The following is a 12,802-nucleotide window of genomic DNA, read 5'->3' on the forward strand; positions in this document are numbered from 1 at the left end:
GCCTTCCAGCAGTCAGGGCGCCAACGGCAAGGCGCAGCTGTTCTTCCGCAGCGGCGGCAGCAGCGGCGCGCCCAAGCTGGCCGGCTTCAGCTACCGCGACTACCACCGCCAGATGCGCGCCGCCGCCGACGGCCTGCTGGCCGCCGGCCTTGACCCGGCCGCCGACCGCGCGATGAATCTGCTGTACGGCGGCAAGCTGTACGGCGGCATGCTCAGCTTCTTCACCATCCTCGACCACATGGGCGTCGCCCAGTATCCGATGGGCGGCCCGTCCGACGACGACTTCAGCGAGATCGCCCACTTCATCGTCGAGCAGAAGATCAACACCCTGATCGGCATGCCGGGCACGCTGCACCGGCTGTTCGAATGCGAGAACAAGCTGCTGCGCCGCTACGGCGGCGTGCGCAAGGTGTTCTGCGGCGGTGAGCACATCAGCGACGGCCAGCGCGCCTACATCGGCAGCTTCGGCGTAGAGCTGATCCGCTCGGCGATGTACGGCTCGGTGGACGCCGGCCCGCTGGGACACGCCTGCCCGCACTGCGCCGACGGCGAGTTCCACCTGCTGGCCGAAACCCAGTGGCTGGAAGTACTGGATACCGACAGCGACCAGCCCGCCGCTGCCGGCGCATCCGGCCGCCTGGTGTTCACCTCCCGCGAGCGCGAAGCGCAGCGGGTGGAGCGCTACGACCTGGGCGACCTGGGCCAGTGGCTGGACGGCGGCTGCCCCTGCGGCCTGGCTGCGCCGCGCTTCCGCCTGACCGGCCGCCACGGCGCGCTGCTGCGGGTCGGCACCATCTTCGTCAACCCGGCCGCCCTGACCGAAAAGATCGGTCTGCCGATGCAGTGGCTGGTCGACAACGCCGACAGCGGCGGCGACCGCATCCGGCTGCTGGCCGACGGCGATCCATGGGCGGTACGCGCCCGGCTGCTGGAAGAACCGATGCTGAACGAAGTGGTCGGCGGCGGCTTGCTGCAGCTGGACGTGGCCGCCACCCCTGCCGCCGAATTCCGCCGCCACCCGCACAGCGGGAAAACCCCGCTGGTGCTGGACCTTAGACGATGAAACCCGGCCGGCGCCGCGGCGCCGGCATGTACACACATAATCATGAATCCGAAACTGATATCGCTGGTCGAACACGCCCGCAACCATTCGCCGCACTACAACGCGCTCTACCATGGCCTGCCCGCCGAAGGCTGGCGGCTGTCTGACCTCCCTCCGGTCGATCCCGCCGTCTACTGGTGGGACTCGCAGGACCTGTCGCGCTGGCCGGCGCTGACCGCCGCCCCGGTCGACGGCCACGTGTTCAAGACCGGCGGCTCCACCGGCGACGGCAAGCTTTCGGTGTTCAGCCGCGATGAATGGCAAGCCTTCGTCGCCGCCTTCGGCGCCGGCCTCGCCCGCCAGCTGAGACCCGGCGACCGCGTCGCCAATCTGTTCTTCGCCGGCGACCTCTACACCAGCTTGCTGTTCATCCACGGCGCGCTGTCGCATTCGCCGGCGCCGGTGCTGGAATACCCGTTCACCTGCAATGTCGACAACGATGCGCTCGCCGGCGCGATCCGCAGCCACCGCATCAACGTGCTGGCCGGCGTGCCGGCCCAGCTGCTGCGCTTCGCCCACCATCTGGAAGAACAATCGCGGGCGCTGCCCGAGGTGGAGACCGTGCTGTACGGCGGCGAAAGCCTGTTCGGCGAGCAGATCGCCTTGCTGAAGCAGGCGTTCCCGCTGGCCCGGATCGGATCGGTCGGCTGCGCCAGCGTCGACGCCGGCCTGATCGGCTACGCCGACCCGGACTGCGCGCATGGCGAGCACCGGGTATTCGATGAAGACAGCGTCGTCGAGATCGTCGACGAGGACAGCGGCGAGCCGATAGAGGAACCCGGCCGGCGCGGCCTGCTGCTGGTGACCAATCTGCAGCGCCGGCTGATGCCGGTGATCCGCTATCCCAGCGGCGACCTCGCCTGCTGGCGCGAAGCGCCCGGACCCTACCGCAAGTTCGCGCTGCTGGGCCGGGCCGGCAACGGCCACCGCGTCCGCGTCGGCACGCTATCGCTGTTCCCGGATGAGCTGGGCCGCGCGCTGGGCGAACTGCACGAACTGCTGGGCTGGCAATTGGACATCTCGCGCGAGCACGGCCGCGACCGGCTGGAACTGCTGCTGGCTGCGCGCGCGCCATTGGATCTGGAACGGATGCGCCAGGCGCTGCTGGCCAAGCAGCCGGCGATCGCCGAGCTGTGCCAGGCGGACCGGCTGAGCCTGGCGCTGCGCCAGACCACGCCGGAAGCGATGCGCACCCATCCGCGCTCCGGCAAGCTGATGCGGGTGGTGGATCGGCGCGACTACCAGCCGGCGGAGGCGACCGTATGAGCGCCCGCCATCCTCACGCCGCCTGGGCGCGCGCTTACCAGCCGTCCGACGCCGCCGACATCAGCGCGCTTTTCCGCTCCGTCTACGGCGACCACTACGTCTACGCCGACGTCTACCTGCCCAGCCAGATCCAGCAACGCAACGCCAGCGGACAGTGGCGCTCGGCGGTGGCGGTGCGCGACGGCCGGCTGCTAGGCCACGCGACGCTGTGGCTGGACCCGGCCCGGCCCGGCCAGGCGGAGCTGGCGCTGAACGCGGTACACCCGGACGCGCGCGGCCAGGGCATCGCCAGCCTGCTGGGCCGCCATTTGCGGGCCATGGCCGCCGAGCTCGGCATCGCGCTCTTGACCATCAAGCAGGTGTGCTCGCACCCGCAAAGCCAGTACGTCGCCGGCGCGCTCGGCTTTCACAACACCGCGCTGTTGCTGGATTACGTCGATTCGCCGTTCGGCAAGCCGGAGCCGGAAAGCATCGTGTTCGGCTGCCTGCCGCTGCAGCCTAGGCCGCTGCCGCAACTGGCCTGGCCGGCGGAATGGGAATCCTGGCTGGCGCCGCTACGCCAGGCATTCGGCGAGGGAGAGTACGGGCCCGCCGGCGCGGCCCTGCCCGGCCTGGCGCTGGCGCGCCACGGCCAAAGGCTGGAGCTGACCTCGCAACAGCCGACCGAAGCGCGGCTGGCCGAAATCGCCGCGCTGCCCGCCGGCCAGCTGCTCTATCTGAAGCTGCCGGCCGCAACGGAAACGCTAGCGCGGCGGATCCAGCTGCAGAATGCCGGCTTCCGCTTCGGCGGGCTGCTGCCGGCGCCCGCCGGCGGCTGGCAGCTGCTGTGGCTGCGCGGCCTGTCCGGGCAGGACATCCGCTTCTGCGACGAACAGGCCGAACGGCTGTACCGGCTGAACGCTTAAGCCAAAGCGAGCCGGACCGGGCTGCGCATTAGGCACGGCAAGGAGGCGCAACGCCGGATCAGGGGTTTTGCCTTCCTGCTCGCGAGCGGCAGGCTGCGGGCAAAACCTAGCGCAGCGCCTGAGCCAAGGCGCGCCGACGCAGACAGTACATCCAGTACGGCAAGGAGGCGCAACGCGGGATCAGGGGTTTTGCTCGCGGCCTGCAAGCGGCTCCAGCTTGACCGCGGTGCCGTAGCACAGCACCTCGGTCAGCCCGGTCATCACCTCGGTGGCATCGTAGCGCATGCCGATCACCGCGTCGGCCCCCAGCGCCTGCGCGTGCTGGCACATCTCGGCGTAGGTTTCCGAGCGGGCCCGCTCGCACAAGCTGGTATAGATGGTGATGTTGCCGCCGAACAGCGACTGCAGGCCGCCGAAGAAATTGCCGACCAGCGAGCGCGAGCGCACGGTGATGCCGCGCACCACGCCCAGGTTGGCGCTCACCCGGTAGCCGGGCAGTTCGAAAGCGGTGGTGACCATCTTGGCTGGCAGCATGGATTTCTCCCTGGAAAGTTGAACTGGAAAGTTGAAGACGCCGGCCGCTCAGGCGGCGGCCAGCTCGCGCCCGGCGCGGAAGGCGCCGTCGTCCAGCACCGGCACGCAGGCGCTGATGTTCAGTTGCGCGGCCAGAACGATGTCGTCCTGGAAGCCCCGCGCGGCCAGCTCCGCGCCAGAGGCCGTGTATTGCAGCTGGCGCTCCAGGTCGTGGCGGGCCAGCTCGAACGCCGCCTCGGCCGCCAGCGCCTCCGGCGACTTGCCGCGGCGCAAGCGCTGGATGATGGCGCCGGCGCCGATGAAGTCTTCATAGGCGAAACGCAGCCGGCCCTCCGCATCCAGCTCGCCGGCGGCCACCAGCAGCACGTCGCCGCCCATCGTTTCAAGATAGTCGGCCGCCGCGGCCGCGTTGCGCAGGCAGGCAGCGACGGTGTTCGCCGACTCGCTGATCAAACTCAGCGCCGCGCCGTTCTGCGAGGGCAGCACCAGGCGGCTGCCGGCCTTCAGCCCGCACAGCGAAGCCGGCGACAGCGAAGGCTGGTGATGGCTGCGCTCGGCGGCCAGTATCGCCTGCTGCTCGCTGGCGAAATCGGCGGCGCCGGTCGTCCTGTAGCGGTAAGGCAGCACCTCGGCGCCGTTGCCGCAGGCGATGTCGACGCTGGTGCCGAACGACAGCACGTCGACGATCACGCAATGGGCCGCCTGCGCGCTCAGATGCTGAACCGCCGGCAAGCCCCATTGCAGACGCACGGAATATTCCTGTTGCGCGTAATGCATCCCACATCCCATCAAGATGGAACACCGCCAGCGGCTTGCGCCGGAGGCGGTGTTTCCGTTGATTCTTCGATACCGTCGCGGTCCGGGCCGCGACCTCTTGTCCCAGGCGCTCTGACGACGCCTTGTTTCTTATAAGTAAGGTCAGAAGATTAACGATTAACGCGGGAAAGCTCAAAGAAAACCGGCTAAAAAACAGGAAAAAGCGCCAAGGCCGGCGTCAGGGCTGATGAATTTCCAACACCGGCCCTGTCAGCCCCGCTTCAGCATCAGCGTATATTCGCCGCCGCGCTCGCCGGCGCGGGCCGCCAGCCGCCCTTCGCCAGACAGTCCGGCAAAATCGCCGCTGCCGCTGCCAGACAACACCTGCAGCGCCGCGCGGGCGCCGGCGGTCGGCGAATACACGCCGTCATGACGCAACACGAAGCTGCCGCTCAATCCATCCCAAGTCCCGGTCACCCGTTCGAAGCCGGTGAAGATCACATCGCCGTCCGGCGATGTCGGATACAGCAGCTGGTATTCCAGCCGGCCCTCGCCCGTCAGCGGGCCGGTCAGTTCGTTGACGATGCTGGCGCGCTTGAGCTCGCCGGCGCCTTCGGTCTGCAGCAGGCTCTGCTCCTGCCACTGCCGGGTCTGGAACGCGCAGCCCAGCGCGACGACAAGATGGGTGCTCATGGTCAGGCTCCTTTCTGAAGATGACAATTCAGCATAACAGCCGGCAAACAAAAACGCCGCCAACCCTGGGGCTGGCGGCGCGTATGCTGCGGCGCGGCGGAATCAGGCCAACAGGCAGGACGCCTGGGTCTCCTCGCTCAGGCGGCGCAGCGCGGGCACTTCCTGCGCGCAGCGCGCCTCCGCCTGCGGGCAACGGGTGCGGAACACGCAGCCGGACGGCGGATTGATCGGACTGGGCAGATCGCCCTGCAGGATCTGGATGGTCTTGTTCTTTTCCAGCTTAGGATCCGGCACCGGGATCGCCGACAGCAGCGCGCGGGTGTACGGGTGCGAGGGCACGTCGTACAAGGCGTGCTTTTGCGCCAGTTCCATCTCGCGGCCCAGGTACATCACCAGGATGCGGTCGGAGATATGCTTGACCACGGCCAGGTCGTGGGCGATGAAGATCAGCGCCAGGCCCATCTCGCGCTGCAGCTCTTTCAGCAGATTGATGATCTGCGCCTGGATCGACACGTCGAGCGCCGATACCGGCTCGTCGCAGATGATCAGCTTGGGCTCCAGGATCAGCGCTCGGGCGATGCCGATGCGTTGGCACTGGCCGCCGGAAAACTCGTGCGGATAGCGGTTGATCATCTGCTCGCGCAGACCCACCTTGCGCATCATCGCCTTGACGCGCTTCATCACCTCGTCGGCCGACAGCTCGGGCCGATGCACGCGCAGCGGCTCGCCTATGATCTGGGCGATGGTCATCCGCGGATTCAGCGACGCCAGCGGATCCTGGAAGATCATCTGGATGTCCTTGCGGACGCTCAGCCAATCCTTCTGCCCTCCCTTGCGCAGGTCCTTGCCCATCCACACGATCTCGCCGGCGGTGGCCGGGATCAGGTTGAGGATGGCGCGGGACAGCGTGGACTTGCCGCAGCCGGACTCGCCGACCACGCCCAGCGTCTCGCCGGCGTACAGGTCGAAGCTGACGCCGTCCACCGCCTTCAGCGTTTTCTTCGGGCTCCATGGCCAGGCGTCGCCGCCCTTGACCTGGAAATGCACCTTGACGTTGCGCACCGACAGGATGGGTTGCTTGTTGTCAGGCATGGGTCACCTCCTCGGCGGCTTTGACCAGTTCCTCCGCCGGCTTGTGACAGGCGCGCAGAATCTGCGGATTGAGCGGATTGGCGGCCAGCGGCGGCAGCTCGCTGGCGCAGCGGGCGACGGCGTGCGCGCAGCGTTCGCTGAACGGGCAGCCCTTGGGCATATTGGCCATGTTCGGCGGATTGCCCGGGATGCTGATCAGCGCGGCGTCCTCGTGATCCAGCCGCGGCAGCGCGCCCAACAAGCCGATGGTGTAGGGGTGGCTCGGGTGGTAGAAGATGTCGTCGGCGCGGCCGTACTCCATCGCGCGGCCGCCGTACATCACCAGCACGTTCTCGCACAGGCCGGCCACCACGCCCAGATCGTGGGTGATCATGATGATGGCGGTGCCGAAATCGCGCTGCAGATCCTTCAGCAGCGACAGGATCTGCGCCTGCACGGTGACGTCGAGCGCGGTGGTCGGCTCGTCGGCGATCAAGAGCTCCGGCTCGCACAACAGCGCCATCGCGATCATCACCCGCTGGCGCATGCCGCCGGAAAACTCGTGCGGATACATGTCCACCCGGCGCGCGGCCTCGGGAATGCGCACCGCGTCCAACAGCTCGATCGCGCGCTTTTTGGCGTCGCGCCGGCTCATGCCCTTGTGCAGCTCCAGCACCTCGGTCATCTGCCGCTCCACCGTCAGGTAGGGGTTCAGCGAGGTCATCGGGTCCTGGAAGATCATCGACACGCGGTCGCCGCGGATGCGGTTGAGGTCGCGGGTCGGCAGCGTCAGCAGATCCTGGCCGTGGAATAGCGCCTGGCCGCTGGCCTGGCCGTTCTTGGCCAACAGGCCCATCATCGCCAGCATGGTCTGGCTCTTGCCGGAGCCGGACTCGCCGACGATGCCCAGGGTCTGGCCCTTGTTCAGCTCGAAGCTCACGCCGTTGACGGCGTTGACCACGCCGTCGTTGGTCTGGAACTGAACCCCGAGGTTGTTGACTTTCAAAATGCTCATGGCTTGCCTCGTCTATCCTGGGGTCAGCGGTCTTTCGGGTCCAGCGCGTCGCGCAGGCCGTCGCCGATGTAGTTGGCGCAGTAGAGCGTCAGCGACAGCATGCCGGCCGGGAACAGCAGCATCCAGGGCTGGCTCTCCATCGCCTTGGTGCCGTCGCCGATCAAGACGCCCCAGCTGGTCATCGGCTCCTGCACGCCCAGGCCGAGGAAGGACAATACCGACTCGGTCAGGATCACGCCCGGCACCGTCACCGTGGTGTAGATCACCACGATGCCCAGCAGATTGGGCACGATGTGGCGGAAGATGATGGTGGGAGTGGAAACGCCGATCGCGTGAGCGGCCTCGATGTACTCCTTGGAGCGGATGGCCAGCGTCTGGCCGCGCACCACGCGCGCCATGTCCATCCAGCCGAGGACGGTGATGGTCAGCACCACCAGGTAGAACTCGCGGCCCAGCAGCGTCACCATCAGGATGGCGATCAGCAGGTAGGGCACCGCGTACATCATGTCGACCACGCGCATCATGGCGTTGTCCACCTTGCCGCCGAGGAAGCCGGCGGTGGCGCCCCAGATCACGCCGATCAGCACCGCGGCGATGGTGGCCAGCGCGCCGACCATCAGCGAGATGCGGCCGCCGATCAGCGTGCGCACCAACAGGTCGCGGCCCAGCTCGTCGGTGCCGAACAGATGCAGGTTCTGGAAGGTCGGTGCCAGGCTGATCGCATCCCAGTCGGTGTCGGCGTAGCCGTGCGGCAGCAGCATCGGCCCGAAGATACAGGACACGGTGATCAGGCTCAGGATCACCAGGCTGACCACTGCGGCCTTGTTGCGAAGAAAGCGGACGCGGGCGTCGCGCCACGGGCTGCGGCCTTCGGTCGCCGCTTCGGCGAGGCCGCTTTCCAGAGCCGCGGCAGCCGCGGCTTGCTTGGTTTTCATCATTGCGGGCTCCCCCCTCAATAACGGATCTTGGGATCGAGCAAGGCGTAAGCCAGGTCGACGAGGAGGTTGAACACCACGGTGATCACGGTCACCAGCACCACCAGGCCCAACACCAGCGTGTAGTCGCGGTTGGAGGCGCCGTTGACGATCAGCTTGCCCAGGCCCGGCAGCGAAAAGATCGATTCGGTCACCACGGCGGAGGTGATGGACGAGATCGCCAGCGGCCCCAGCAGCGTCACCACCGGCATCAGCGCCGGCTTCAGCGCATGGCGCAGCACGATGGTGCGCAGCGGCAGGCCCTTGGCGCGGGCGGTGCGGATGAAGTTGCTGTTCATCACCTCGATCAGGCTGCCGCGCATCACGCGGCCGATGGTGGCCACGTTGATGAAGGTGAGCAGCGCGACCGGCAGCACCATGTACTGGATGGAAAAGTCATCCCAACCGCCGGACGGCAGCCAGTGCAGCAGCATCGAGAAGATCAGCACCAGCACCGGGCCGATGATGAAGGACGGGAAGGCGCTGCCCATATTGCCGACCAGCATCACCAGGTAGTCGATGGCGCTGTTCTGCCGCAGGGCGGCGATGGTGCCGAGCAGCACGCCGATGAACAGCGAGATCACGATGGCGCTGCCGCCGATGGCGGCGGACACCGGCAGCGCGTGGGCCACCAGGTCATTGACGCTCCAGTCCGCGTAGCGGAACGACGCGCCCAGATCGCCATGCAGCAGGCTGTTCAGGTAATAGAGATACTGCTTCCACAACGGCAGGTCCAGATGGTATTTGGCCTGCAGATTGGCCAGCACCTCCGGAGAAATCTTGCGTTCGCCGTCGAACGGACCGCCAGGGGTCATATGCAGCAGCAGATAGCAGACCGTCGTCACGGCCCAGACGGTTGGTATGGTAACCAACACGCGGCGAAGAGTGTAAGACCACATCGCTTGAAACTCCCGATCGCCGATCCGGGACGGCGGCAAGCAGCCGCCGGCCTCCCCCGGAGGGCGAGAACACCACAATCATCGGCCGGTTGCCCCGGGCGGGACAACCGGCCTCGTCACGCGGACAAACGCCGCGCTTTCACGCTTAGTGCTGAACGATGTACAGGTACTTGCTGCGGTAGCGGTCTACCGGATTCTTCAGCGAGTAGCCGCCGACGTACGGCTTCACCAGGCGCGGCAGCGTGTACTGCAGCACCGGGATCATCGGATAGTCGTCCATCACCAGCTTGGTGGCCTGGGTCAGCAACTGGGCGCGCTTGGCCGGATCGGTGGACTCGTTGCCCTGCTTGATCAGCTCTTCGGCCTTCTTGTTGCAATTGAAGTTGTCGTTCTGGGTATTGCCGCACTGCACCAGCGCCAGGAAAGTGGTGGCGTCGTTGTAGTCGGCCAGCCAGCCGTTGCGGGCCACCTGGTAATCGCCGTCATGGCGCTTCTTCAGAAATACCTTGAACTCGGTGTTGTCCATCGAGGTGTTCAGGCCCAGCTTGGACTTCCACTCGGACGCGACGAAGATCGCCATCTTCTTGTGATAGTCGCTGGTATTGTAGGACAGCTTCAGCGTGGTGCCCGGCTTCACGCCGGCCTGGGCCAACAGCTTCTTGGCCTCGTCCACGCGCTTGGCCATCGGCCATTTCGCCCAGTCGTAGGTAGTCGGCTGCGCGCCGTGCACGCCCTTGACCATCACGCTGTAAGACGGCTGCTGGCCGTCGGCGGTGATCTTCTGCGCCAGCAGATCGCGGTCCACCACCATGGACAGGGCCTTGCGCACGCGCACATCCTTCATCAGCGGGTCGCGGTTGTTCAGGCTGTAATAGCGGATGCCGAGAATGGTGTTGTTCTTCAGATCCTTGGGCATGTCGCTCTTCAGCTTGGCGAAGCTGCCCGGCGGAATTTCATAAGTCATGTCGGTCTGGCCCGACAGGTAGAGCTTGTTGTCCGCGTTCTGGTCTTCGATCGGCAGGAAGCTGACGCGGCTCAGCTGCACATTCTTGGCGTCCCAGTACTGCGGGTTCTTTTCGATGACGACCTTGCTGTTGACCTGCCAGTCCTTCAGCACGAAGGGGCCGTTGGAAACCATCTTGCCCGGCTTGGTCCAGTCCTTGCCGTACTTGTCGATCACGGCCTTCGGAGCCGGGCCGAGCTGGGCATTGGACATCAGTTCGGGCAGGTAGGAGACCGGGAAGGCGGTCTTCACTTCCAGCGTGTACTTGTCCAGCGCCTTCACGCCGATCGCGGTGGTCGGCTTCTTGCCGGCGACGACTTCCGGACCGTTCTCGAAGAAGATGCCGAAGGTGCCGGCGTAAGGCGCGGCCAGCTTCGGATCGACCAGGCGGCGGATGCCGTAGACGAAGTCGTCGGCGGTGACGATGCTGCCGTCCGACCACTTGGCGTTCTTGCGCAAGTGGAACACCCAGGTGGTGGGGCCGGTCTGCTTCCAGGATTCGGCCACGCCCGGCACCAGCGTGCCGTCGTTGTCGGTGGCGGTCAGGCCCTCGAACATGTCATGGGTAATGACGTTGGCGGGCACCCCTTCCACGACCATCGGGTCCAGCGATTCCGGCTCGGAGCCATTGGAGCGCACCAGTTCCTGCTTGGCGGCCAGCTTGACGCCTGCCGGCACCTTGGCGGCCAGCGCGGATCCGGAAGCCATGGCCAGCGCGACGGCGGCGGCGATCACCTGCAGCGATTGCTTGTTCGACATCTCTAATTCTCCTGATTCTGTAGCATCCCGCGTCAGGCGGGTTGTTCGAATTTTTTCACTCTATTGTATCCAGAGTGGGTCCGACGATTATGCGCAGAGGGTTTTGATTCCATCAAGCCCCTATCGGCACAATATGCTATTCATTTTTCTCAAAAAGGAAAATCTGTCCGACAATAGTCAAGTCAAGCAAATCAACGGCCTGCGCAGCTTCATCGTTTTATACTTATGGCATTTTGCCATGTGAAATATTATTGCCTGGCCCAAGCAAAATTCATCGGAAACGGAGATAATCACCTTCAAATCGCGTCGAAAAATAATTATTCACTTATAAACAGAAGCAATGCTTCCGGCGGATTTCAGACACTCTGCAGGACAAATAAAAAAAGCCGCCCAAAGGCGGCTTTGCGATCGCAGGCGAGGATCAGCCTCGCAGACGCCAGGCGATGCTTTCCCCGGCGCGCAAGGGCACTAGGCTGCCGCCTGGGTAGGCAAGCTCGGCCGGCACCGTCCAGCCTTCCTTGACCAATTCGATCTTGTCGCCGTTGGCCGGCAGGCCGTAGAAAGCCGGGCCGTTCAGGCTGGCGAAAGCCTCCAGCTTGTCCAGCGCGCCGGCGGCTTCGAAGGCTTCGGCGTAGAGCTCGATCGCCGCGTTGGCGGTGTACATGCCGGCGCAGCCGCAGGCCGCCTCCTTGGCGCCCTTGGCGTGCGGCGCGCTGTCGGTGCCGAGGAAGAACTTGGCAGAACCGGATGTGGCGGCCTTCAGCAGCGCCTGGCGGTGCAGTTCGCGCTTCAGCACCGGCAGACAGTAATGATGCGGCCGGATGCCGCCGACGAACAGCGCGTTGCGATTCATCAGCAGGTGGTGGGCGGTGATCGTGGCCGCGACGTTGGCCGGCGCTGCGGCGACGAACTCGGCCGCCTCGCGGGTGGTGATGTGCTCGAACACCACCTTCAACGCCGGCAGCTTGGCCAGCAACGGCTTCATCACCCGCTCGATGAACACCGCCTCGCGGTCGAACACGTCGATATCGGCGTCAGTGACCTCGCCGTGCACCAGCAGCGGCAAGCCGGTTTCAGCCATCGCCTCCAGCGCCGGCAGCGCCTTGAAGATGTCGGTGACGCCGTGGTCGGAATTGGTGGTGGCCCCCGCCGGATACAACTTGACGCCATGGACGAAGCCGCTGGCCTTGGCCAGGCGGATTTCCTCCGGCCGGGTATTGTCGGTCAGGTACAGCGTCATCAGCGGTTCAAAGGTGCTGCCGGACGGACGGGCGGCCAGGATGCGGTCGCGGTAGGCGGCGGCGGCGGCCACGGTGGTGACCGGCGGCTTCAGATTGGGCATCACGATGGCGCGGCCCATCTGGCGACAGGTGTCGGGCAGCACCGCGGCCAGCGCGGCGTCATCGCGCAGGTGCAGGTGCCAGTCGTCGGGGCGGATCAAGGTAAGAGTCTGCATGGTGGGTGGCTTGCCGTAACGATGGATAAAACAATGGCGATGGAAAACCATCGCCAGGGATGTCTACTTGCGCCGGAGCACCATCCGGAACTTGCCTTCGCCGGTGGTGGTCGATTCCAGCAGGCCGTTGCCGGTCTGGCGGCAAAAAGCTTCAAAGTCCTTGGGCGCGCCCGGATCGGTGGCGATCACTTCCAGCACGGCGCCGCTGTCCATATCGGCCAGCGCCTTCTTGGCTCGCAAGATCGGCAGCGGGCAATTCAGGCCGGAAAGATCAATATGCTTGTCGGGAGTCATGGGCCGGGTATCCTTCAGCCATATCAGGTTACAATGAATCACATGGCGGCCGGCCGCGCAAACCGGCGGGCCGCA

General features: G+C 65.8%; 13 protein-coding genes. 3 read left to right on the forward strand and 10 right to left on the reverse strand.

Annotated elements, in window-relative coordinates; all coding sequences use genetic code 11:
• From VL52_RS00005 to VL52_RS00015, 3 genes are all read left to right on the forward strand, one after another.
• The coding region (locus tag VL52_RS00005; RefSeq protein WP_046155161.1) for a long-chain-fatty-acyl-CoA reductase at positions 1-1,063 on the forward strand (1,063 nt) is incomplete at its 5' end.
• Positions 1,064-1,105: 42 nt separating this feature from the next.
• Positions 1,106-2,368 carry a phenylacetate--CoA ligase family protein gene (locus VL52_RS00010; protein WP_046155162.1) on the forward strand — a complete coding sequence of 421 codons (1,263 nt, stop codon included), beginning with the start codon at positions 1,106-1,108 and terminating at the stop codon, positions 2,366-2,368.
• Positions 2,365-3,273, forward strand: coding sequence for a GNAT family N-acetyltransferase (locus tag VL52_RS00015; RefSeq protein ID WP_046155163.1), 909 nt, complete (start codon positions 2,365-2,367; stop codon positions 3,271-3,273). Before VL52_RS00010 ends, VL52_RS00015 begins: the two co-directional genes overlap by 4 nt.
• Before the next feature lie 180 nt (positions 3,274-3,453).
• On the opposite strand, the gene VL52_RS00020 is transcribed toward VL52_RS00015, so the two are convergent.
• From VL52_RS00020 to VL52_RS00065, 10 genes are all read right to left on the reverse strand, one after another.
• Positions 3,454-3,807: a YbjQ family protein gene (locus VL52_RS00020; protein ID WP_046155164.1), complete on the reverse strand. Its 354-nt coding sequence runs from the start codon at positions 3,805-3,807 to the stop codon at positions 3,454-3,456.
• 48 nt (positions 3,808-3,855) lie between these two features.
• A complete protein-coding gene (locus VL52_RS00025) occupies positions 3,856-4,584 on the reverse strand; it encodes a 2-phosphosulfolactate phosphatase (protein WP_046155165.1) in 729 nt (242 codons plus the stop codon).
• 249 nt (positions 4,585-4,833) lie between these two features.
• Positions 4,834-5,256 (reverse strand): DUF3224 domain-containing protein, encoded by a 423-nt coding sequence (locus tag VL52_RS00030; RefSeq protein WP_052717626.1) that lies wholly within the window; start codon positions 5,254-5,256, stop codon positions 4,834-4,836.
• 102 nt (positions 5,257-5,358) lie between these two features.
• Positions 5,359-6,348 (reverse strand): murein tripeptide/oligopeptide ABC transporter ATP binding protein OppF, encoded by a 990-nt coding sequence (gene oppF / locus VL52_RS00035; protein WP_046155166.1) that lies wholly within the window; start codon positions 6,346-6,348, stop codon positions 5,359-5,361.
• Complete coding sequence (locus VL52_RS00040; protein WP_021477339.1) at positions 6,341-7,342, reverse strand: oligopeptide/dipeptide ABC transporter ATP-binding protein; 1,002 nt, start codon at positions 7,340-7,342, stop codon at positions 6,341-6,343. Before VL52_RS00040 ends, oppF begins: the two co-directional genes overlap by 8 nt.
• Before the next feature lie 23 nt (positions 7,343-7,365).
• Positions 7,366-8,280, reverse strand: coding sequence for an ABC transporter permease (locus VL52_RS00045; protein ID WP_021477340.1), 915 nt, complete (start codon positions 8,278-8,280; stop codon positions 7,366-7,368).
• A gap of 14 nt (positions 8,281-8,294) precedes the next feature.
• Complete coding sequence (gene oppB, locus VL52_RS00050) at positions 8,295-9,215, reverse strand: oligopeptide ABC transporter permease OppB (RefSeq protein ID WP_021477341.1); 921 nt, start codon at positions 9,213-9,215, stop codon at positions 8,295-8,297.
• Between the two features lie 145 nt (positions 9,216-9,360).
• Positions 9,361-10,977: a peptide ABC transporter substrate-binding protein gene (locus VL52_RS00055; protein WP_046155167.1), complete on the reverse strand. Its 1,617-nt coding sequence runs from the start codon at positions 10,975-10,977 to the stop codon at positions 9,361-9,363.
• 421 nt (positions 10,978-11,398) lie between these two features.
• Positions 11,399-12,433, reverse strand: coding sequence for a dihydroorotase (gene pyrC, locus VL52_RS00060; RefSeq protein WP_046155168.1), 1,035 nt, complete (start codon positions 12,431-12,433; stop codon positions 11,399-11,401).
• Between the two features lie 63 nt (positions 12,434-12,496).
• Positions 12,497-12,727: a sulfurtransferase TusA family protein gene (locus tag VL52_RS00065; RefSeq protein ID WP_021477345.1), complete on the reverse strand. Its 231-nt coding sequence runs from the start codon at positions 12,725-12,727 to the stop codon at positions 12,497-12,499.
• Positions 12,728-12,802: the final 75 nt, after the last annotated feature.

The organism is Chromobacterium vaccinii (assembly GCF_000971335.1).
In the GTDB taxonomy this organism is placed as follows: Bacteria; Pseudomonadota; Gammaproteobacteria; order Burkholderiales; family Chromobacteriaceae; genus Chromobacterium; species Chromobacterium vaccinii.

Excerpts from the sequence above, each read along its gene's own strand:
- VL52_RS00010 (WP_046155162.1), top strand. The coding sequence starts at position 1,106 with ATGAATCCGAAACTGATATCGCTGGTCGAACACGCCCGCAACCATTCG.
- VL52_RS00015 (WP_046155163.1), top strand. The coding sequence starts at position 2,365 with ATGAGCGCCCGCCATCCTCACGCCGCCTGGGCGCGCGCTTACCAGCCG.
- VL52_RS00020 (WP_046155164.1), bottom strand. The coding sequence starts at position 3,807 with ATGCTGCCAGCCAAGATGGTCACCACCGCTTTCGAACTGCCCGGCTAC.
- VL52_RS00025 (WP_046155165.1), bottom strand. The coding sequence starts at position 4,584 with ATGCATTACGCGCAACAGGAATATTCCGTGCGTCTGCAATGGGGCTTG.
- VL52_RS00030 (WP_052717626.1), bottom strand. The coding sequence starts at position 5,256 with ATGAGCACCCATCTTGTCGTCGCGCTGGGCTGCGCGTTCCAGACCCGG.
- oppF (WP_046155166.1), bottom strand. The coding sequence starts at position 6,348 with ATGCCTGACAACAAGCAACCCATCCTGTCGGTGCGCAACGTCAAGGTG.
- VL52_RS00040 (WP_021477339.1), bottom strand. The coding sequence starts at position 7,342 with ATGAGCATTTTGAAAGTCAACAACCTCGGGGTTCAGTTCCAGACCAAC.
- VL52_RS00045 (WP_021477340.1), bottom strand. The coding sequence starts at position 8,280 with ATGATGAAAACCAAGCAAGCCGCGGCTGCCGCGGCTCTGGAAAGCGGC.
- oppB (WP_021477341.1), bottom strand. The coding sequence starts at position 9,215 with ATGTGGTCTTACACTCTTCGCCGCGTGTTGGTTACCATACCAACCGTC.
- VL52_RS00055 (WP_046155167.1), bottom strand. The coding sequence starts at position 10,977 with ATGTCGAACAAGCAATCGCTGCAGGTGATCGCCGCCGCCGTCGCGCTG.
- pyrC (WP_046155168.1), bottom strand. The coding sequence starts at position 12,433 with ATGCAGACTCTTACCTTGATCCGCCCCGACGACTGGCACCTGCACCTG.
- VL52_RS00065 (WP_021477345.1), bottom strand. The coding sequence starts at position 12,727 with ATGACTCCCGACAAGCATATTGATCTTTCCGGCCTGAATTGCCCGCTG.